Raw genomic sequence first — 20,822 nt, forward strand, 5'->3', positions numbered from 1 at the left:
ACCTGACCAAAAAGATCAAGCCGACGGGTATTTGGCATTTGACATTGTGCACGCTGTTGAGTTCTCAAGGATCGGATGCTCCCACTTTTCACCCTTCCGGGCTGCTCCGCAGGGCAACTTCTCTATCCTAGCACCCATTTTCTCCGGTGTCGCACGCGCTCCGGACCGAAGTCCGAGTCTCGAATACGAGGGAGATCCTGAGTGAGGATCATCCTCTCTTCCGAATCGAAACTCCGAATAATCGGGGTAATTCTGAAGGGAGGTTTGGTCCCGCATGAGGCCGGCGAGCTGTTCCGCTCCGCCGCACCTTTGGGGTGACGAGTGATTACTTTACGCACATCCCGGAGGCCCCGCAAATTGCGGCTGCGGCCCGGGCGTGTCGCCCGGAATTCAGCCGGGGAAGACGCCGGCGAGGGTCTTCTTGCCGCGGCGGAGGACCGCCACTCCCCCGGCCAGAGTGCTCTCGAGCACGGCCGACTCGTCGCCGACTTTGGCGTTGTTGAGGTACACCCCACCCTGTGCGATCGCGCGGCGCGCTTCGCCCAGGCTGGAGGTGAGTCCGGTGTCGACGAGGAGCTGGGTGATCGCGGCGCCGGGCGCAGCGGTCGTGTTCGGCAGTTCGCGGAGTGCGGCAGCCAGGGTGTCAGCGTCGAGGCTTCCCAGTTCGCCCTGCCCGAACAGCGCGGCAGACGCGGCGATCGCGGCATCCGTCGCTTCCGCGCCGTGGACCAGGGCGGTGACTTCCCAGGCCAGGCGCTTCTGCGCTTCACGGCGAAACGGCTCGGAGGCGACGGCCTGCTCGAGCTGCTCGATCTCGTCGCGCGTGAGGAAGGTGAAGATCTTCAGCCGTGCGATCACGTCGGCATCGTCCGAGTTGAGCCAGAACTGGTAGAACGCGTACGGGCTCGTCAGTGCCGGGTCCAGCCAGACGGCGTTTCCCTCGCTCTTGCCGAACTTCGATCCGTCCGAGTTGGTGATGAGCGGTGTGCCGATGGCGTGCGCGCTCTTCCCCTCGGCCTTGTGGATGAGGTCGGTTCCACTCGTGAGGTTGCCCCACTGGTCGCTGCCGCCGGTCTGCAACACGCAGTCGTAGCTGCGGTACAGCTCGAGGAAGTCCATACCCTGCAGGATCTGGTAGCTGAACTCGGTGTAGCTGATGCCGGCGTCCGAATTGAGGCGTGCGCTGACGGCATCCTTCTTGAGCATCGTGCCCACCCGGAAGTACTTGCCGACATCGCGCAGGAAGTCGATGGCCGAGAGCGGCGCCGTCCAGTCGAGGTTGTTGACCAGCCGTGCCGCGTTGTCGCCCTCGAAGCTGAGGAATCGGGAGACCTGTGCCTGGAGGTACCCCACCCACTCGGCGACCGTGTCTCGGGTGTTGAGCGTGCGCTCCGCCGTTGGGCGCGGGTCACCGATCAGGCCGGTCGATCCCCCGACGAGGCCGAGCGGCTTGTGGCCGGCGAGCTGGATGCGCCGAAGCAGGAGCAGCTGCACCAGGTTTCCCAGGTGGAGGCTCGGGGCGGTCGGGTCGAACCCGCAGTAGTAGGTGATCGACGGCCCGGACAGCAGAGTCTTCAGCTCGGCGGCGTCTGTTGACACGTGCACAAGTCCTCGCCAGACGATCTCCTCCCAGACATCCTCGAACGACGGGTCATTGGACTGGGGCTGGAGTTGGGGCTGCGACACGAGAGCAAGAGTACCAGCGCCGCTTCCCGTCCGATGTGAGCCTGTGGCCTCACTCTTGACGATGTTTAGGGTATTGGCTAACATCAGCTTAGTTATGCTTCCAGGCTAAAAAGGAGGAGAGTCATGTTCGTCATCACCGCAGACCAGGTGGACAGCAGGAACCAGCCGGACCGAGCGGCATCCGCCCTGGACTCGCTCAACGCGTCGGACGGACCGACGCTGCTCCTGCCCGCCGAACGCACGGCGGGTGATGAGATCCAGATCCTCCCGGCCACAGCCGCAGACACGCTCGCCATCGTTCTCGAGCTGACCCGCGAAGACGCCTGGAGCGTCGGCGTCGGTATCGGACCGGCGCGACTGCCGCTCCCCCGCGCGACCCGCGAGGCGACAGGCGAGGCCTTCTTCGCGGCGAGGGATGCCGTGACCCGCGCCAAGAAGTCACAGATCCGGTTCGCGCTCACAGCCGCCGATGACGCGGAGGACGGCATCCGAGGCGCGGATGTCGAAGCACTCGTCTCCCTCCTGCTCGTGCTGCGTGAACGCCGGACCGACGCCGGCTGGGAACTCTACGACCTGCTGACCACCGGACTGACCCAGTCTGAATCGGCTGAACGGCTGGGGATCACGGCCGGAGCGGCCAGCCTGCGCGCCCGCACTGCCGGCATCCGTGTCGAGAGGGCGTCGTCTGAGGCCCTTGTTAGGCTTCTCGACACGGTCAACCGTTCAGCAGATCCGGCTCCAGCGCCGGGCGGCGACGACGTCCAGGCCGACTGAGCCGACACGGCAGGAGAACGACAGTGAGCCCCATCACCGGTGCCCTACCGACCACCCTCTACTGGGTGTTCGCGCTCGTGCTTGCGGCCGGATGCCTCGCAACGGTCGGCATCGCCCACTGGCGCCGCAAGAACAAGATCATTTCGATCGCGGCAGCCCTACTGGGGGTCGACCTCGTGCTTCTGGCGATCCCGTCGCCTGACGCTCCGCTCGGAGTCACCGTCACTCTCGGCATCCTCGCCATCGCGATCGCGGTTCTCGGGGGCGGGATCGCCACAAGCTACGTGCTCAAACTTGCGACGCGAGGCCTCGTCCGGCCCGGCCTGTTCGGCGGCATCATCGTCACCGAGCCCGACCGTGCCGCAGGCGGCGCGCTCAGGACCACGGCAGGTGAGCAGCACGAGGTGCTGCGCGGCGGACGCACCATCGGCTATCTGGAACGCTTCGCCGTCGCGGCAACGCTCATGGCGGGGTTCCCCGAAGCCATCGCCGTGATCATCGCCATCAAGGGTGTCGGCCGCTTCACCGAACTTGCCGCGGCCGAAGCGCGTGAACGCTTCATCATCGGCACGTTCGCCAGCCTCATCTGGGCGTCGTCGAGCGCCGCACTGTTCATCTTCGCCCTGAGCTGACCCGGCGCGACGAAGCCCGACTCACTCGGTCGTGTCGAACAGCCCCACGATGTTGCCCTCACTGTCGGTGAAGTAGGCGTAGCGGTCGGTCTCAGTGAGCACCTCGATCTCGCCCACCCGCTTACCTCCGTTGGCTTCGACCAACGCCAGCGTTTCCTCGATGTTGTCGACGCTGATCACCACGGTGGGATGCGGCACCACATTGCGTTTGTGGATGTCACCGCCGATCCCGCCGGCGTCCGGCTTGTCGATCATCGTGTTGTCCGCGTCCCAATCGGTCATGGACCAGCCGAAGATCGTTCCGTAGAACGCCTTCGCGCGGGCCATGTCATCTGCGGGGATCTCGAAATGCTCTACCGTTGCCATGCCGTCAGCCAAGCGCCATCGCTCGGCGTGGTCAAGCCTTCGGATGCTTCTTGTACGGTGAGACGCTCGGCTCGCCCGGGATCCAGAACCGCCACGGGAGATCGGCTCCCCCGGCGAGCCCGGTACGCGGACCTGTGGAGTGCTCGACAGGACCTGTCGCCGGTTCGAGTTCGAACGGCGGGGCGAAGAGGTCGCTGCCGTCGTCGCCGAGGCTGATGCCGAGCGCGACGACGAGTCTGGCGGGCCCTTGCGCCAGGTCACGATCGTTCTTCGACGTGGTGCGGCGGAACCGCGCCAGGTCGATGCCCTCGACGACCTCGCCTGCCCGGAGCAGGCACCCGGACGCCTCGCCTTCCGGGGAACAGACGACGTTGGCGCAGACGTGCATCCCGTAGGTGAAGTAGCAGTAGAGGTGCCCGGGTTCGCCGAACATGCTGGCGTTCCTCGCAGTCTTGCCTCGGAAGGCGTGCGAGCCGGGGTCGACGCCCTGCCCGACGTACGCCTCGACCTCAGTGATCCGCACCGCCACCGTTCCGGCATCCGTCGTGTGGCGGAGCACAGCACCGAGCAGGGCCGGGGCGACCTCGAGCGACGGCCGCTCGAGGAACGCCCGGTCGAGTGCGGTGACCACCGGGCTCAGCCCACCAGCGCTTGCGAGAGCACGCGAACACGGGACGTCAGCTTCGCGCGCTGTTCAGCGACCCGTTCAGGAGCCGTTCCGCCAACTCCTGTGCGGGAGCCGATCGATCCGGCCACTGTGAGCACGTCGCGGACGGCCGGGGTGAGGTGCGGTGACAGGGCGGCGAGATCCTCGTCAGAGGGTTCGTGCAACTCGAGGCCGCGTTCCTCGCAGTGCTGGACGAGTTCGCCGGAGATCTCGTGGGCGTCCCTGAACGACACGCCCTGCTTGACGAGCCACTCCGCCACGTCGGTGGCGAGCGAGAATCCCTGCGGCGCGAGTTCGGCCATCCGTTCGGTGTTGAACCGGAGCGTCGCGACCATGCCGGTGAAGGCAGGCAACAGGACTTCGAGCTGTTCGACGGTGTCGAAGACAGGCTCCTTGTCCTCCTGCAGGTCACGGTTGTACGCGAGCGGGATGCCCTTGAGCGTCGCCAGAAGTCCGGTGAGGTTCCCGATCAGCCGGCCGGACTTGCCGCGCGCCAGTTCGGCGATGTCGGGGTTCTTCTTCTGCGGCATGATGCTCGAACCGGTCGAGTAGCCGTCGTCGAGCGTGACGAAGTCGAACTCGCGCGTGTTCCAGATGATGATCTCCTCGGCGAACCGCGAGAGATTGATCCCGATCAGCGCCGTGACGAACGCGAACTCCGCGACCACGTCGCGGCTGGCGGTTGCGTCGATGGAGTTCTCGGTCGGGCGGTCGAGACCGAGCTCGGATGCCACGAGTTGCGGATCCAGCCCGAGCGAACCGCCCGCGAGTGCACCGGCACCGTACGGCGACGCCGATGCCCGCTTCGTCCAGTCGGCGAGCCGTTCCAGGTCGCGGACCAGCGGCCAGGCGTGCGCGAGCAGGTGGTGCGCGAGCAGCACAGGCTGGGCGTGCTGGAGATGGGTACGTCCGGGCATCGGCGCGTCGCTGTGCACCTCGGCCTGTGAGGCGATGGCATCGATGAGCTGAACGACAAGGTGGCCGATCAGCCGGGAATGGTCGAGCAGGTACAACCGGACGAGCGTGGCGATCTGGTCGTTCCGGCTGCGTCCGGCGCGGAGCTTGCCGCCGAGTTCGACCCCGGCGCGCTCGATCAGCCCGCGTTCGAGAGCCGAGTGCACGTCCTCATCGGATTCCGCGGCGCTGAACGCCCCCGATGTCACGTCGGCATCGAGCCGGTCGAGTGCGTCGAGCATGGCGACCAGTTCCTGGTCGCTCAGATAGCCGGCGGCCGCGAGCGCTTTCGCGTGCGCCCGCGAACCGGCGATGTCGTACGCGGCCAGCTGCCAGTCGAACTGCGTCGACTTGCTCAGCCGGGACAGTTCGGGTGACGGACCGCTGGCGAAGCGGCCGCCCCAGAGTGCCCCCGCCTCGCCTGCGCGGTTCTGCGAGTCGTCACCCGTCATCGTCTTACTCCTGGCCGGCGTCGCGACGGGCGGAGATCTTGCTGGGCAGCGACCACAGCTCGATGAAGCCCTTGGCGAGCGACTGGTCGAACGTGTCGCCCGTGTCGTAGGTGGCGAGGTTGAAGTCGTACAGGCTCGAGTCGCTCCTGCGGCCCGTCACCACGGCGGTGCCGGCGTGCAGCTTGAGGCGGATGTCGCCCGAGACGTGCTTCTGGGTCTCGTCGATGAACACGTCGAGGGCCTTCTTCAGGCCGGAGAACCAGAGGCCGTCGTAGACCAGCTCGGCCCACTTCGATTCGACCGAACGCTTGTAGCGTGCGAGGTCGCGCTCGACGGTCATGTTCTCGAGTTCTTCGTGCGCGGTGATGAGCGCGATTCCTGCCGGCGACTCGTAGACCTCACGGCTCTTGATGCCGATCAGGCGGTCTTCGACGATGTCGATACGGCCGACACCCTGGTCTCCTGCGAGCCGGTTCATCAGCTCGACCGCCTGCAGCGGCGTGATGGACTTGCCGTCGTAGGCGACGGGCACGCCCTGGTCGAACGTGATGACGACCTCCGTAGGGGCGCCGGCCTCAGCCGGGTCCTTCGTGTATGTGTAGAGGTCTTCGATCGGCGCGTTCCACGGGTCCTCGAGGAATCCGGTCTCGACGGCGCGGCCCCAGACGTTCTGGTCGATGGAGTACGGGCTCTTCTTCGACTGCGCGATCGGCAGGTTGTGCTGCTCGGCGTAGACGATCGCCTTGTCGCGGGTCAGCGCGAGGTCGCGGACCGGCGCGATGCTGGTGAGGTCGGGGGCGAGGGCGGCGACGGCCGCTTCGAAGCGGACCTGGTCGTTACCCTTGCCGGTGCAGCCGTGGGCGACGCTGTTCGCGCCGAGCTCCTTGGCGGTCGACGCGAGGTACTTCGCGATCAGCGGGCGGCTCAGCGCCGAGACGAGCGGGTAGCGCTTCTGGTACAGCGCGTTGGCCTTGAGCGCAGGCATGAGGTAGTCGTTCGCGAACTCGTCACGAGCGTCGACGACGACGGATTCGACGGCACCGCAATCCAGCGCACGCTGGCGGATGACCTCCATGTCCTCGCCCTCCTGGCCGACGTCGATCGCGAGGGCGACGACCTCTTTGCCTGTGGCATCCTTCAACCAGCCGATTCCCACCGAGGTGTCGAGGCCGCCAGAGTATGCGAGTACGACGCGTTCCGCCATGAAGTTCTTCTCCTTGATTTGCAGTGGTTTTTAAGTGTAGTGATCTGCACGGATGGGCGGGTTCAGGCCCGTTCGAGCAGCCAGACGAGCAGCGCCTTCTGGGCGTGCAGGCGGTTCTCCGCCTCGTCCCAGACGATCGACTGCGGGCCATCGATGACGTCGGCCGTCACTTCGAAGCCGCGGTCTGCCGGGAGGCAGTGCATGAAGACGGCGTCGGCGTGAGCCAGCGCCATCATGTCGGCGTCGACCCGGTACGGGCCGAGCACGGCGACGCGCGCAGCTTTCTCCTCTTCCTTGCCCATCGACACCCAGGTGTCTGTGACGAGGATGTCGCTGCCCGCCGCTGCCTCGCGGGCGTCGGTGAACAGTTCGACCGAACCGCCTGTCGTCTCGGCGATCGCGGTGGCATCCGCGACGACCTGCTGGTTCGGGGTGAAGCCCTCCGGCGACGCGATGCGCACGTGCATTCCGGCCGTCGTCCCGGCGAGCAGATACGACTGGGCCATGTTGCACGCACCGTCGCCGACGAAGGTGAGGGTGAGACCGGCCAGTTCGCCCTTGTGCTCACGGATCGTGAGCAGGTCGGCGAGCAGCTGGCACGGGTGGAAGTCATCCGACAGGGCGTTGACGACCGGGATCGTCGTGCCCTGGGCCATCTCCTCGAGTCCCGCCTGGCCGTATGTTCGCCAGACGATGGCGGCGACCTGGCGTTCGAGGACACGGGCAGTGTCTGCCGCGGTCTCCTTGCCACCGAGCTGGCTCGACGCGGTGGAGATGATCAGCGGGACTCCGCCGAGATCGGCGATCCCCACGGCGAAGGACACCCTGGTCCTCGTCGACGACTTGTCGAAGATGACGGCGACGGTCTGCGGCCCTTCGAGGGGACGGCGCGAGTACCGGTCCTTCTTCAGTTCGATCGCGAGGTCGAGGATCTCCGACTGCTCGGCGGGGCTGAGGTCGTCGTCGCGCAGGAAGTGTCTGGTCACTGGGATTCCTTCGTTCGGGAGTCGGCCGGCACGTCGAGTGCATCGAGCGCGGCGCGGAAGCGTTCGCCGAAGACGCGTACGTCGTCGTCGCCGACGATGAGCGGCGGGGCGAGGCGGATGGTGGTGGGGTTCGGGGCGTTGATGATGAGCCCGGCGGCCAGGGCCTCACGCACGAGATCTGCCGCGACCGGTTCGGACAGACCGATACCGATCAACAGGCCGGCACCGCGCACCTCTGTGATGAGCGGTGAACCGATCCCCAGGACGAGTTCGCGCAGTTCGGCTCCCCGCACACGGGCGTTGTCGACCAGTCCCGCGTCCTCGATCTCGCCGAGCACCGCGTTCGCCGTCGCGGTCGCCAGCGGGTTGCCGCTGAACGTGCTCCCGTGTGTGCCGGGGGTGAACAGGTCGGATGCTTCGCCGAAGGTGACGAGGGCGCCGATCGGGAAACCGCCGCCGAGACCCTTGGCGAGGGTGACGGCATCCGGGACGATTCCCTCACGCTGGAACGCGAACCACTCCCCGGTGCGCCCTGCCCCGGTCTGGACCTCGTCGAGAATGAGGAGGACGCCGTGCCGTTCGGTCAGCTCGCGGGCGCGGGCGAGGTAGCCCTGCGGCAATTCGACCACGCCTGCTTCGCCCTTGATCGGTTCGACGACGAGGGCCGCGACGGTGTCGTCGATCGCGGCTTCGAGCGCTTCGATCGTGCTGTCCAGATGTTCGACTCCCCCGGGAAGCGGGGCAAACGGAGTCTGGATCGCTGGCTTCCCGGTGAGCGCGAGCGCACCCATGGTGCGGCCGTGGAACGAGTTGTTCAGCGCGAGGATGCGCGTGCGACCGCCTCCACCGCTGTTGAGCCTCGCCAGTTTGAACGCGGCCTCGTTGGCTTCCGTCCCCGAGTTCGTGAAGAACACCCGGCCGGCCGGGCCGGCACCGGTGAGCCTCTTGAGCCTGGCCGCCAGCTCCAGCTGCGGTGGACTGACGAAGTAGTTGGAGATGTGGATCAGCTCAGCGGCCTGGGCGCTGATCGCTGCAACCATCGCCGGGTGGGCGTGGCCGAGAACGTTCACAGCGATGCCACCGAGGAAGTCGAGGTACTCGGTGCCGTCTGCACCCCAGACCCGGCAGCCGGAGCCGCGGACGAGGAGCGCCTGCGGTTCGCCGAACACCCGCATCATGTCGGCCGTAGCCGCGTCGTGCCAGTCGGTCATGATTCGTCCTCCACTACCTGGGTGCCGATGCCCTGCTGGGTGAATACCTCGAGCAGGATGGAGTGTTCAAGCCGACCGTCGATGATGGCGGCGTTGACGACCCCACCGACGACCGCTTCGAGGCACGCGGCCATCTTCGGGATCATGCCCGATTCCAGTGACGGCAACAGGTCACGCAATTCCCCCGTCGTGATGACGGAGACGAGGGATTCCCTGTTGGGCCAGTCGCTGTACAGGCCGGCTACGTCGGTGAGGATGAGGAACTTGTCGGCTTTCAGCGCCACGGCGAGGGCGGATGCAGCGGCATCCGCGTTCACGTTGAGCACCTGGCCCGGCGCGTCGCCGTCAGGAGCGATCGAGGAGATCACGGGGATGAGCCCGGCCTCGATCGATGAGAGGACCGCGTGCGGGTCGACGGCGACGACGTCGCCGACGAGTCCGAGGTCGACCGTTTCCCCGTCGATTTCGACGCCGCGCCTGCGCCCGGTGAAGAGGGACGAATCCTCGCCGCTCAGCCCGACGGCGAAATCGCCGTGCTCGTTGATGAGGTCGACGAGGTGTTTGTTCACCTCGCCGCGGAGAACGTCGCGGACGACGGTCATGGCCTCCGGCGTGGTGACCCGGTAGCCGCCACGGAACTCGCTCGCGATGCCGAGTTCGGTGAGTCGCGCGGAGATCTGCGGGCCGCCGCCGTGGACGACGACGGGCTTCAGGCCGGCGTGGCGGAGGAACACCATGTCCTCGGCGAACGCGCGGGTGAGTTCGGGACTGACCATGGCGTTTCCGCCGAACTTCACGACGGCGATCGCACCGTGGTAGCGCTTGAGCCACGGCAGCGCCTCGATGAGGACGGATGCCTTGGCGATGGCCTCGGCTGTGGATGCTGGGATGACTGTCGGCATCGTCTAGCTCGAGTACGCGCTGTTCTCATGCACGTAGTCGTGCGTGAGGTCGTTGGTGAGGATGGTCGCAGACTGGACACCCTCCTTGAGGTCGATGAGGACGTGCACGGCGCGTTCCGTGAGGTCGACGAGGTCGCGTGACTGGTCAGGCGCACCTGCGTGGCAGACCCGGACGCCGTTCATGCTGACATCGACGGCGTACGGGTCGAATGGCGCGCGCGTTGTTCCGATGGCTGCAAGCACACGGCCCCAGTTGGGATCGTTGCCGAACACAGCCGCCTTGAACAGGTTGTTCCTGGCCACTGAGCGGCCGACTTCGACCGCGTCGTCCTCGGTCACCGCGCCGACGACCTCGATCGTGATGTCGTGTGCGGCACCTTCGGCGTCCGACTGCAGCTGTCGAGCCAGGTCGAGGCAGATCTCACGCAGTCCGTGTGCGAACTCCTCGGCGTCGGGTTCGACGCCTGAGGCTCCGGACGCCAGCACCGTGACCTGGTCGTTCGTCGACATGCAGCCGTCCGAATCGAGCCGGTCGAAACTCACCCGCGTTGCCGCGCGGAGGGCGCGATCGAGCTGGTCGGAGGCGAGGCTTGCGTCCGTCGTGATCACGACGAGCATCGTGGCGAGGCCCGGCGCGAGCATGCCTGCGCCCTTGGCCATTCCGCCGATCACCCAGCCGTCGCCTTCGAACACAGCAGTCTTGGCGTGGCTGTCCGTCGTCAGGATCGCTTCGGCGGCATCCGCACCACCTTCGGTGCTGAGTGCCTCCGCTGCTGTGGCGACACCGGGGAGGAGTTTGTCGCGGTCGAGCTGGTCGCCGATCAGGCCGGTCGAGCAGACGAGCACATCGCCGGCAGATGTCCCGAGTGCGGCAGCGACGGCCTCTGCTGTCGCGTGCGTGGTCTGGAAGCCTTCAGGGCCGGTGAAACAGTTGGCTCCACCCGAGTTGAGGACGATGGCTGACACCGTCCCGTCCGCGATCACCTGCTGAGACCAGAGGATCGGGTTCGCTTTGGCTCGGTTGCTCGTGAAGACCGCGGCCGAGGAGTGACGCGGACCACGGTTGACGATGAGGGCGAGGTCCTTGCCCCCGGAGGCCTTCAGACCGACGGCGATACCGGCGGCTTCGAATCCCTGTGCTGTCGTGACGGTCATGGTGCGACTCCGTTCACCGGAAGGCCGGTCGATTCCTCGAGGCCGATGGCGATGTTGGCTGACTGGATGGCGGCACCAGCAGTGCCCTTGGCGAGGTTGTCGACGGCGGTCACGACGACGACGCGACCGGCGGCCTCGTCGACGGCGAGTCCCATCAGCATGGTGTTCGCGCCGAGTACGTCCGCTGTGCGCGGGAACTGGCCGGCGGGGAGCAGCTGGACGAACGTCTCGTCGCCGTATGCGTCCTGCCACGCCGCACGGACCGCATCCGCAGTCGTCCCGGGCACGATACGGGCCGTCGAGGTTGCGAGGATGCCCCGCGACATCGGCACGAGCACGGGGGTGAACGACACACTGACCTCGGAAGCTCCTGCGCCGCGAAGGCTTTGGGCGATCTCCGGCACGTGCCTGTGACTGCCACCGACGGCGTATGGGTTCGCCGAACCGAGGATCTCGGCGGCGAGCAGGTTGGTCTTCAGCGCCTTGCCGGCGCCGGACGGACCGACCGCGAGGACGGTGACGATGTCGAGCGGCTCGATCACTCCGGCATGGATGCCAGGCGCGAGCGACAGGGCCACGGTGCTGGCGTTGCAGCCCGGTGCCGCTATCCGGCGGACTCCGGCCAGGCGATCGCGCTGTTTGGTGCCGTCCGCTGCCACGATCAGTTCGGGCACACCGTACGGCCAGGCGCCGAAGTAGTCGCCACCGTAGAACGACGCCCAGTCGCTCTCACTCGTGAGCCGGTGGTCGGCCCCGCAGTCGACGACGAGTGTGCCGGGGTCGAGCGCCTCGGTGACCTCACCGGATTTGCCGTGCGGCAGTGCGAGGAAGACGACGTCGTGTCCGGAGAGGTTCTCCGGTGTCGTCTCGGACAGGGTGAGATGCGCGAGGGACCGCAGGTGCGGCTGGACGGATGCCAGCCTCTGGCCGGCATTGGAGTGCGCGGTGACTGTGCGGATGTCGAAGTCGGGGTGGGCCGCGAGCAATCGCAGCAACTCGCCCCCCGCGTAGCCGGATGCACCGGCTACGGCTACAGAGAAGGACATGGCTCTACCTTAATGAGGAAAACGATGGTCAGGTCGGCGACGTCCGTCGGAACCGTGCCCTGCACCGTTCGCCCAGCGTCGCCTATCGTCGCTCTGAGGTGTTACGGCGTCGACGCAGTGCGCAGGGGGCTGAGCCCTGTGCGAGAACACTGCTGTCGGAGATGGCCATGCATCGACTGTAGCGGGTGCGGTGCGGCATCCGCCAATCGGGTGTCAGAGCCGGTCCACTCCGGTGACGCTGATCACGGCGAACCCCTGCTCGTCGGACTCGGCCAGGTCGATCTCGGCACTGATGCCCCAGTCGTGGTCACCGGCCGGGTCGTCGAAGATCTGCCGCGCCGTCCACACCGGTCCGCTCTCATCGAGGATCAGCAGCGCGGAACTCCTGGCGTCAGGGCCGGTGAGGATCTGGTCGTACTCGCCGAAGTAGCCGTCGAGCTGGTCTGCCCAGCGGTCTGCATCGAATCCGGATGCCGCATCGAGGTCACCGAGGGCGTCGTAATCCTCGAGTGCCGCGAGCTGGACCCGGCGGAACAGCTCGTTGCGAACGAGGATGCGGAACGCCCGGACGTTTCCGGTCAGCCGCTTGGGTGCAGGAGGGACGATGTCGTTGGCGTGTTCGGCGTGCTTCTTCGCGTCTGGGTGGCTGAGTTCCTCCCACTCGTCGAGCAGGCTCGAGTCGACCTGGCGTACGAGCTCGCCGAGCCACTCGATGAGGTCGAGCAGGTCCTCGGTCTTGACGTCGTCCGGGATGGTCTGCCGTGCTGCGCGGTACGCGTCGGAGAGGTACCGCAGGACCACGCCCTCCGAGCGGGCGAGCTTGTAGAAGGCGATGAACTCACCGAACGACATGGCCCGCTCGTACATGTCGCGAACGACGGACTTCGGGTTGAGCTCGAAGTCGCGGATCCACGGCTGCGCGGCGCTGTACGTCTCGAAGGTGACAGTGAGCAGTTCCTCGAGCGGCTTCGGGTGGGTGACCTGCTCGAGCAACTCCATCCGCTCGTCGTATTCGATCCCTTCGGACTTCATGGCGGCGACGGCTTCGCCCCTGGCGAGGAACTGCTGCTGGCTGAGAACGGCTCGCGGGTCGTCGAGGGTGGCCTCGACGATCGAGATCATGTCGAGGGCGTAACCCGGGTCTTCCGGGTCGAGCAGGTCGAACGCGGCGAGCGCGAACGGCGACAGTGGCTGGTTGAGCGCGAAGTTCGGCTGCAGGTCGACGGTGAGCCTGATCGTGCCGTCCGCGGACTGCTCGACGATGCCGGACTCGCGGAGTGTGCGGTAGATGCCGAGGGCACGCCGCGCCAGTTCCAGCTGCCGCTTCCATGGTTCGTGGTTGTCGAACACGAGGTCGTGCACGTGCCGGTACACGTCTCCCCCACGCCCGATGACATTGATGAGCATCGCAGACGTGATCTGCATGCTCGACGTGAGCGTCTCCGGTTCAGCGGCGACGATGCGCTGGAACGACGGCTCGCCCCACGAGACGAACCCGTCTGGCGCCTTTTTGCGGATGATCTTGCGCTTCTTCTTCGGGTCGTCCCCGGCCTTCTTGATCGCACTGAGGTTCTCGGTCTCGTGCTCCGGTGCCTGCACGACGACGGTCCCAGCGGTGTCGAAACCCGCGCGTCCGGCGCGGCCGGCGATCTGGTGGAATTCGCGCGCCTTGAGCTGGCGCATCCTGGTGCCGTCGTACTTGGTGAGCGCGGTGAACAGCACGGTGCGGATGGGCACGTTGATGCCGACGCCGAGGGTGTCTGTGCCGCAGATGACGCGCAGGTACCCGCGCTGGGCGAGCTGTTCGACGAGCCGGCGGTATTTCGGCAGCATTCCGGCGTGGTGCACGCCGATCCCCGCACGGATGAGCCGCGACAGGGTCTTGCCGAAGCTGGTCGTGAACCGGAATTCGCCGATCAGCTCCGCGATGGCATCCCGCTGTTCACGTGTCGCCACTTTAATGCTCGACATCGACTGGGCACGTTCCATGGCTGCGGCCTGCGAGAAGTGCACGACGTAGACGGGCGCCTGGCCAGTGGTCAGGAGTTCGTCGACGGTCTCGTGGATCGGCGTGGTCTCGTAGTAGAAGTGCAGAGGCACCGGACGTTCGACACCGGTGACGAGCGCGGTCTCGCGGCCCGTGCGCTTCGACAGATCTTCGGCGAGCGCCGTCACGTCACCGAGAGTCGCCGACAGCAGGATGAATTGCACCCGCGGCAGGCTGAGCAGCGGGACCTGCCAGGCCCAGCCGCGTTCGGGGTCCGCGTAGAAGTGGAACTCGTCCATCACCACCTGATCGACCTCGGTGTCCTCACCGTTGCGCAGGGCGAGATTGGCGAGGATCTCCGCGGTACAGCAGATGATCGGCGCATCCGCGTTCACCGAGGAGTCCCCCGTCATCATGCCGACGTTCTCGGCGCCGAACACATCGACGAGGGCGAAGAACTTCTCACTCACGAGGGCCTTGATCGGTGCCGTGTAGAAGCTCCGCTTGCCGGCGACGAGCGCCGCGAAGTGCGCGCCGACCGCGACGAGTGACTTGCCTGTGCCTGTCGGGGTGCTGAGGATGAGGTTCTGGCCGGAGACGATCTCGATGAGCGCTTCGTCCTGGGCAGGATAGAGACGGATGCCTGTCGCCGTGACCCACTCGGAGAACGCGTCGTAGACGGCATCCGCTTCGATGTCCTCACCGAGGGTGGCGCGAAGGGCGTGCGGGTCCAGCGTCGGGGAGAGTGTCATGGTCCTTCGATCATGCCTTACGCGGTGTCGATCGCCAGCGCGCTTCTCCGCTGCACCCTCATCCAGATGAGAAACCCGACGAGGGTGAAACCGCCGTAGAACGCGTACAGCACCGCTGACGCGTAGTACCCCGCGCTGATCAGCAACGGGACCCCGACGATGTCGACCGCGATCCAGATCAGCCAGAACTCGACCCAGCCCTTCGCCATGCCGTAGGTGGCGAGGAGCGAGCCCATGAAGATCCAGGCATCCGCCCACACCGGTTCGAACGACCCGAGCGCGCGGAACAGCGGCGTGAGCGCGAGTGTCCCCCCGACCAGGACGAGCCCGATCAGCACTCTCACCTTGTTCGACGCCCAGTGCGGGGTGACGGCCGTGTGGGTGGTGGAGTTGCGGCTTCTCGACCACTGCACCCAGCCGTAGATCGACACGATGATGAACATCACCTGGCGGCTCGCCTGCCCGAGGAGGTTCACCGGGTTCGGGGTTCCGAAGACCGCACCGAGGAACACGGTGAACAGGAGCACGTTGCCCACGATTCCCACCGGCCAGGCCCAGACCTTGCGACGCATGCCGCCGACGGCACTGGCCATGCCGAAGCCGTTGCCGATCACCTCGCGCCAGAGGATCACCTGGTCGCCGATCACCAGTTGCGCGTCGAAGAGCCACTCGATCGGGTTCATGCTGTCATCCTTCCACCGGTGTCCCCACCGTCGCGCAGGATTCTCGCATATCCGCTCCGGTAGAATCGCCCGAATGACCGCCGCCACGACCGACCCCGCTTCCCTCGGCGACGGGATCGACCCTTCAGACCTCGAGACCACCCTCCGGGTCCTCGCCTCGATGAACACCCTCGACGAGGAACACCCGGACTACGTCACGGTCAGGCGTGCCACTGCCGCCATGTTCAAGGCCGTGAAGCGAACACGCAGGCGTGAGCTCCGTGACACCATCGCCAACGCCGACAAGGCGGTCATCGCCGCGACGGCCACAGGGGCATCCGATCGCATCGACGACGAGACCCGTGGCATTCCCCTGGCGACGACACTCGAGGCCCCCACCGCCGGCGAACTGCTGAAGCCGCGCAACTGCTACATCTGCAAGCAGCCGTACACACTCGTCGACGCGTTCTACCACCAGCTCTGCCCCGACTGCGCCCGCTTCAGCCACGGCAAGCGCGACGCCCGCACGGACCTCACCGGCAAGCGTGCCCTGCTCACCGGTGGCCGCGCCAAGATCGGCATGTACATCGCCCTCCGGCTGCTGCGCGACGGGGCGCACACGACGATCACCACGCGGTTCCCGCGGGATGCCGTCCGCCGGTTCGCGTCGCTTCCCGACTCGGGCGACTGGCTGCACCGGCTCCGTGTCGTCGGCATCGACCTGCGTGACCCTGCCCAGGTGATCGGGCTGGCCGACTCGGTCGCTGCCCAGGGCCCGCTCGACATCCTCATCAACAACGCCGCGCAGACGGTTCGCCGCTCGGCGGGGTCGTACTCCCTTCTGGCGGATGCCGAACTGCAGCCGCTGCCGGACGGCCCCCTTCCCGAGATGGAGACCTTCGGCCACACCAACGACCAGCACCCCGAGGCACTCGTCGCTTCCGTGGCCGCGCACCCGCTGCTCTCCGTCGCGTCGCTCGCCGGGACGGTGGCAGAGGCGGGCTCCCCCGTGCTGACCGCCGCCGACCTCGCGAACCTGGCGATGGCTCCCGGCTCGTCGTCGCTCGCCAAACACGCGGACGGTTCAGCGATCGATGCCGGCGGGCTTGTGCCCGACCTGCAGACGTCGAACAGCTGGGTGCAGAACATCGAGGACGTCGACCCGCTCGAGATGCTCGAAGTACAGCTCTGCAACACGACAGCGCCGTTCCTGCTGATCAGCAGGCTGCGCCCGTCGATGGCCGCTTCCCCGGCTCGGCGCACCTACGTGGTGAATGTCTCGGCCATGGAGGGGCAGTTCTCCCGCCGGTACAAGGGACCGGGGCATCCGCACACGAACATGGCCAAGGCGGCCCTCAACATGCTGACCAGGACGAGCGCGGGCGAGATGCTCGAGAAGGACGGCATCCTGATGACCGCCGTCGACACCGGCTGGATCACCGACGAGCGACCGCATCCGACCAAGGTGCGGCTCGCCGAAGAGGGTTTCCACGCTCCGCTCGACCTGGTCGACGGCGCCGCCAGGGTCTACGACCCGATCGTGCGCGGTGAGGCGGGCGAGGACCTGTACGGCTGCTTCCTCAAGGACTACAAGCCGGGCGCCTGGTAGCCCTCGGCTCACAGGAGTCGTTTCCAACTTCGGAGAAAAGGCCGCTCGAGCGCACCTTGTGCCGCCACGGAGCCGGCGGGAGCCGATTCTCCGAAGTTGCGAACCGTGCACTCAGGATCGGCGAATGCCGCCGCCGTCGAGAGCGCAACTGTGGCTCGAAAACGTCAGGTTTTCGAGCCACGAGTGCACGTTCGATGAATGCCTAGTCGCGGATTGCCGCCCCGAACCGCTCCGCAGCAAGGGCGGAGCCGGCGAGCTTCGCGTCCGATGCTTCGGCGGCCGTCAGCGTGCGATCGTCTGCACGGAACCGCAACGCGAAGGTGAGGCTCTTCGCGTCTTCGGCGATGCCCTGTCCGCGGTAGTCGTCGACGAGACGGATGTCTTCGAGAAGATCGCCTGCGCCCTCACGGACGGCAGCGAGCACGTCGGCTGCCGGCGTGGACCGGCGGACGACGAGCGACAGGTCCTGCGTCGCAGCGGGCAGAGCGCGGATCGGGTGAGCCAGCAGGGTGGATGCCGTCGCTTCGATGAGCGCGTCGAGGTCCAGTTCGGCCACGGCCACCACTCGGGGAAGATCCGCCTCGGCCGCGATGGCAGGCAACAGTTCCCCGGCGTACCCGATGACCGTGTCGCCGACACGGAGTTCGGCGGTGCGCCCGGGGTGCAGCGCCTTGTGGCTGCCCTGGACGATGTCGATGGTGCCGCCCGTTGCGAGGGCGATCCGCTGCACGGCGTCGAGTGCGTCTGCGATCCCTGACGGAACAGCCGGCTGGCCTGGCTGTTTGGCGACGGTGTTCCCGAGGATGAGCACACCGACACGGCGTGGCTGCGGCGGGATGCCCGCGTTGAGCTCAGCGAGCTGTTCGTCGCTCGGGCGTTCGACGCCGGACGGAAGGGTGGCCGTTCCGTAGGTCACGCCGGACTCCGGGGTGAAGACGAGGCCGACTTCGAACAGCGACAGGTCGACGAGGCCGCGCGACAGGTTGCGCCTGGCGGACTCGATCAGGCCGGGCAGAAGCGACGTGCGAAGGTACGGGGCGCTGGCGTCGAGAGCATTGGCGATCCTGACGGCAGGCACCGGACCGTCGACGGGCGAGCCGTAGAGGTCGTTGGCGCTCTGGCGGAGGAATGGGAACGACAGAACCTCCGTGGCGCCGGCCGCAGCGAGCGTGTCCGCCACGGTACGACGGATCCGCTGGGCGCGGGTCAGCCCACGGCCGGCCGGAGCGACGGGGAGGACCGACGGGATGCGGTCGTACCCGACTATGCGGGCGACTTCCTCGGCCAGATCCGACTTGTCAGTGATGTCCGGGCGCCAGGTCGGTGGTGTGACGAGCAGTCCGCCGTCTGCGTCCGCCGTCGCAGCCCCGATCTCCTGGAGCGATGTCCGAATCTCGTCGTCGGTGTAGTCCACACCGATGAGCGTGGAGACATAGCCGTCAGGGAGCACGATCGGGCTGGGCTCGGACGCCTGCCCGACGACGCTCGACGAGGCATCCGCTGTGCCGCCGGCGAGAGACACCATGAGTTCGGCCACGCGGGAGACCGCGGCAACGGCGATGCGCGGGTCGACACCGCGTTCGAACCGCCGGGATGCCTCGCTGGGCAGCTTGTGCCTGCGGGCCGACCTGGCGATCGACACGGGGTCGAAGTTCGCGGCCTCGATGAGCACGTTCTTCGTGTCTTCGCTCATTTCGGTGAGTGCACCGCCCATGACACCGGCGAGGCCGATGGCTCCCGATCCGTCGGTGATCAGCAGGTCTTCACGGTCGAGGGTGCGTGTCTGCCCGTCGAGGGTGTGGATCGTCTCGGTGGGGATGGCGCGACGCACAACGATTCCACCGGTGAGCTTGTCGAGGTCGTAACCGTGGATGGGCTGCCCGAGCTCGAGCATCACGTAGTTGGTGATGTCGACGAGGACCGAGATCGACCGGATGCCGGCGAGCTTCAGTCGCGAGACCATCCAGGGCGGGGTCGGACGGGAGGCGTCCACGCCCCGGACGATCCGTGTCGCGAACACGCTGACGCCCTGCTGGCCGCGGATCGGGTCTGCGTCGTCGATGGCGACGGGGAACCCGTCGCCGAGAGGAACGTCGAGTTCCGGTCGGGTCGCCGGGTCGCGGAACGCCGCACCGGTCGCGTGGGAGTACTCGCGGGCGACACCGCGGATGGAGAACGCGTAGCCGCGGTCGGGGGTGACGTTGATCTCGACGGCCGCATCGTCAAGGCCGAGAAGAGCGATGGCATCCGTGCCGACCTCTGCGTCGACGCCGAGGGTCGACAGGCGGAGGATTCCGTCGTGCTCGTCACCGAGGCCGAGTTCACGGGTCGATGCGATCATGCCGTCGGAGACGTGCCCGTAGGTCTTGCGCGCCGCGATCGGGAACGGGCCGGGAAGGACGGCGCCGGGGAGAGTCACGACGACCTTGTCACCGACGTAGAAGTTGTCAGCACCACAGACGATGCCGTGCACGGCAGGGCCGCCGTCGGCGGCGGTCTCGCCGTCGGGAGCGACGCGCACCTGGCACCAGCGGATGGTCTTGCCGTTCTTCTGCGGCTCCTCGACGAATTCGAGGACCTCGCCGACGACGATGGGGCCGGAGACGTCGAACGTGTGGACATCCTCCTCTTCCAGTCCGACCGTGACGAGTGCGGCGTGCACGTCGTCCGTGGTCGTGCCGTGGGCGAGGTCGACGTATTCTGCCAGCCAGCTCAGCGGGACCCGCATTTAAACCACCATTCCAAACTGCTGGGAGAAGCGGATGTCGCCCTCGACCATTTCTCGCATGTCCTGCACGTCGTTCCGGAGCATCAGCCCACGCTCGACGCCCATGCCGAAGGCGAACCCGGAGTAGACCTCGGGGTCGATCCCTGCGGCGCGGAGGACGTTCGGGTTGATCATTCCGCAGCCACCCCACTCGATCCAGCGCGGACCGTGCTTGAACGTCGGGTGCCAGAAGTCGAGTTCGGCGCTCGGCTCGGTGAACGGGAAGTAGCTCGGGCGCAGGCGGATCTTCGCTTCGTCGCCGAAGATCGACTTCACGAAGTGGTCGAGCGTGCCCTTGAGATGCGCCATGGTCAGGCCTTTGTCGACGGCGAGGCCCTCGAACTGCATGAACACGGGCAGGTGCGTCGCGTCGAACTCGTCTGTGCGGTACACACGGCCGGGTGCGAGAACGTAGACCGGCAGTTCGCGGTCGAGCATCGATCGGACCTGCACAGGCGAGGTGTGCGTGCGCAGCACGAGGTGCGCTTCGGGCGGGTCGACGAAGAACGTGTCCTGCATGGCCCGCGCCGGGTGGTCGGCGTCGAAGTTGAGTGCGTCGAAGTTGAACCACTCACTCTCGACCTCCGGCCCTTCCGCGATCTCCCAGCCCATGCCGGTGAACACGTCGCACACCCGGTCCTGCAGGAGGGTGAGCGGATGCCGCGCCCCGGCCCGGTAGCGGCTCGGAAGCGCGGTCACGTCGACGGTTTCAGCCTCGAGCTGTGCCGCGTCCTCGGCCTGGAGGATCTCCTCCTCGCGCGCCGCGAAAGCCGCGTTCACGCGGCCTCGAGCCTGGCCGACGAGCTTGCCGAGCGAGGCTTTCTGGTCGGGGGCGACGGAGCGCAGCGACCCGTTGAGTTTCGCCAGCGGCGAGGACTCCCCGGTGTGCTCGGTGCGCACCTGCTTGAGGGCGGAGGAGTCGGCTGCGGCCGCGATGGCCTCGAGCGCCGCCTCCACCGCAGCGTTCACGGTGGTTTCGGAAATCATGGGAGAGTCGGACACGATCCCCA

At 66.9% G+C, this 20,822-nt stretch carries 17 protein-coding genes; 3 read left to right on the forward strand and 14 right to left on the reverse strand.

All coding sequences use genetic code 11. The annotated features are described in order from the left end of the window. Window positions 1-390: 390 nt before the first annotated feature. Window positions 391-1,686, reverse strand: a complete 1,296-nt coding sequence (gene tyrS, locus AC1M0F_RS06320) for a tyrosine--tRNA ligase (protein ID WP_480237374.1) — start codon at window positions 1,684-1,686, stop codon at window positions 391-393. A 123-nt stretch (window positions 1,687-1,809) separates the two neighbouring features. On the opposite strand from tyrS, the gene AC1M0F_RS06325 reads away from it, so the two are divergent. Together AC1M0F_RS06325 and AC1M0F_RS06330 are read left to right on the forward strand one after the other, a co-directional pair. Further along, window positions 1,810-2,460 (forward strand): DNA-binding protein, encoded by a 651-nt coding sequence (locus tag AC1M0F_RS06325; protein ID WP_480237375.1) that lies wholly within the window; start codon window positions 1,810-1,812, stop codon window positions 2,458-2,460. 23 nt (window positions 2,461-2,483) lie between these two features. Continuing rightward, the gene (locus tag AC1M0F_RS06330) at window positions 2,484-3,092 is read left to right on the forward strand and encodes a hypothetical protein (protein WP_480237376.1); all 609 of its coding nucleotides are present in this window, start codon (window positions 2,484-2,486) and stop codon (window positions 3,090-3,092) included. Between the two features lie 21 nt (window positions 3,093-3,113). Here AC1M0F_RS06330 and AC1M0F_RS06335 read toward each other — a convergent pair whose 3' ends face one another. From AC1M0F_RS06335 to pnuC, 11 genes are all read right to left on the reverse strand, one after another. Further along, window positions 3,114-3,458, reverse strand: a complete 345-nt coding sequence (locus tag AC1M0F_RS06335) for a VOC family protein (RefSeq protein ID WP_480237377.1) — start codon at window positions 3,456-3,458, stop codon at window positions 3,114-3,116. Between the two features lie 31 nt (window positions 3,459-3,489). Beyond that, complete coding sequence (locus AC1M0F_RS06340) at window positions 3,490-4,089, reverse strand: DNA-3-methyladenine glycosylase (protein ID WP_480237378.1); 600 nt, start codon at window positions 4,087-4,089, stop codon at window positions 3,490-3,492. Window positions 4,090-4,094: 5 nt separating this feature from the next. Then, entirely contained in the window at window positions 4,095-5,531 is a 1,437-nt protein-coding gene (gene argH / locus AC1M0F_RS06345; protein WP_480237379.1) for an argininosuccinate lyase, read from the reverse strand. Window positions 5,532-5,535: 4 nt separating this feature from the next. After that, a complete protein-coding gene (locus AC1M0F_RS06350) occupies window positions 5,536-6,735 on the reverse strand; it encodes an argininosuccinate synthase (protein ID WP_480237380.1) in 1,200 nt (399 codons plus the stop codon). Between the two features lie 62 nt (window positions 6,736-6,797). Further along, window positions 6,798-7,721 carry an ornithine carbamoyltransferase gene (gene argF / locus AC1M0F_RS06355; RefSeq protein WP_480237381.1) on the reverse strand — a complete coding sequence of 308 codons (924 nt, stop codon included), beginning with the start codon at window positions 7,719-7,721 and terminating at the stop codon, window positions 6,798-6,800. Then, window positions 7,718-8,932, reverse strand: a complete 1,215-nt coding sequence (locus AC1M0F_RS06360; protein ID WP_480237382.1) for an acetylornithine transaminase — start codon at window positions 8,930-8,932, stop codon at window positions 7,718-7,720. Before AC1M0F_RS06360 ends, argF begins: the two co-directional genes overlap by 4 nt. Beyond that, window positions 8,929-9,834 (reverse strand): acetylglutamate kinase, encoded by a 906-nt coding sequence (argB, locus tag AC1M0F_RS06365; RefSeq protein ID WP_480237383.1) that lies wholly within the window; start codon window positions 9,832-9,834, stop codon window positions 8,929-8,931. Before argB ends, AC1M0F_RS06360 begins: the two co-directional genes overlap by 4 nt. Before the next feature lie 3 nt (window positions 9,835-9,837). Next, window positions 9,838-10,989 (reverse strand): bifunctional glutamate N-acetyltransferase/amino-acid acetyltransferase ArgJ, encoded by a 1,152-nt coding sequence (gene argJ, locus AC1M0F_RS06370; protein ID WP_480237384.1) that lies wholly within the window; start codon window positions 10,987-10,989, stop codon window positions 9,838-9,840. After that, window positions 10,986-12,035, reverse strand: coding sequence for an N-acetyl-gamma-glutamyl-phosphate reductase (argC, locus tag AC1M0F_RS06375; protein WP_480237385.1), 1,050 nt, complete (start codon window positions 12,033-12,035; stop codon window positions 10,986-10,988). Before argC ends, argJ begins: the two co-directional genes overlap by 4 nt. 213 nt (window positions 12,036-12,248) lie before the next feature. Continuing rightward, entirely contained in the window at window positions 12,249-14,774 is a 2,526-nt protein-coding gene (locus AC1M0F_RS06380; RefSeq protein ID WP_480237386.1) for a DEAD/DEAH box helicase, read from the reverse strand. Window positions 14,775-14,791: 17 nt separating this feature from the next. Further along, window positions 14,792-15,457 (reverse strand): nicotinamide riboside transporter PnuC, encoded by a 666-nt coding sequence (pnuC, locus tag AC1M0F_RS06385; RefSeq protein ID WP_480237387.1) that lies wholly within the window; start codon window positions 15,455-15,457, stop codon window positions 14,792-14,794. Window positions 15,458-15,530: 73 nt separating this feature from the next. Between pnuC and AC1M0F_RS06390 the strand changes: the two genes are divergently transcribed. Then, entirely contained in the window at window positions 15,531-17,045 is a 1,515-nt protein-coding gene (locus tag AC1M0F_RS06390; protein WP_480237388.1) for an SDR family NAD(P)-dependent oxidoreductase, read from the forward strand. Window positions 17,046-17,247: 202 nt separating this feature from the next. On the opposite strand, the gene pheT is transcribed toward AC1M0F_RS06390, so the two are convergent. Then, a complete protein-coding gene (pheT, locus tag AC1M0F_RS06395; protein ID WP_480237389.1) occupies window positions 17,248-19,773 on the reverse strand; it encodes a phenylalanine--tRNA ligase subunit beta in 2,526 nt (841 codons plus the stop codon). After that, window positions 19,774-20,814 carry a phenylalanine--tRNA ligase subunit alpha gene (gene pheS / locus AC1M0F_RS06400; protein ID WP_480237390.1) on the reverse strand — a complete coding sequence of 347 codons (1,041 nt, stop codon included), beginning with the start codon at window positions 20,812-20,814 and terminating at the stop codon, window positions 19,774-19,776. Window positions 20,815-20,822 lie beyond the last annotated feature (8 nt).

The organism is Mycetocola sp. Y719 (genome assembly GCF_056713205.1).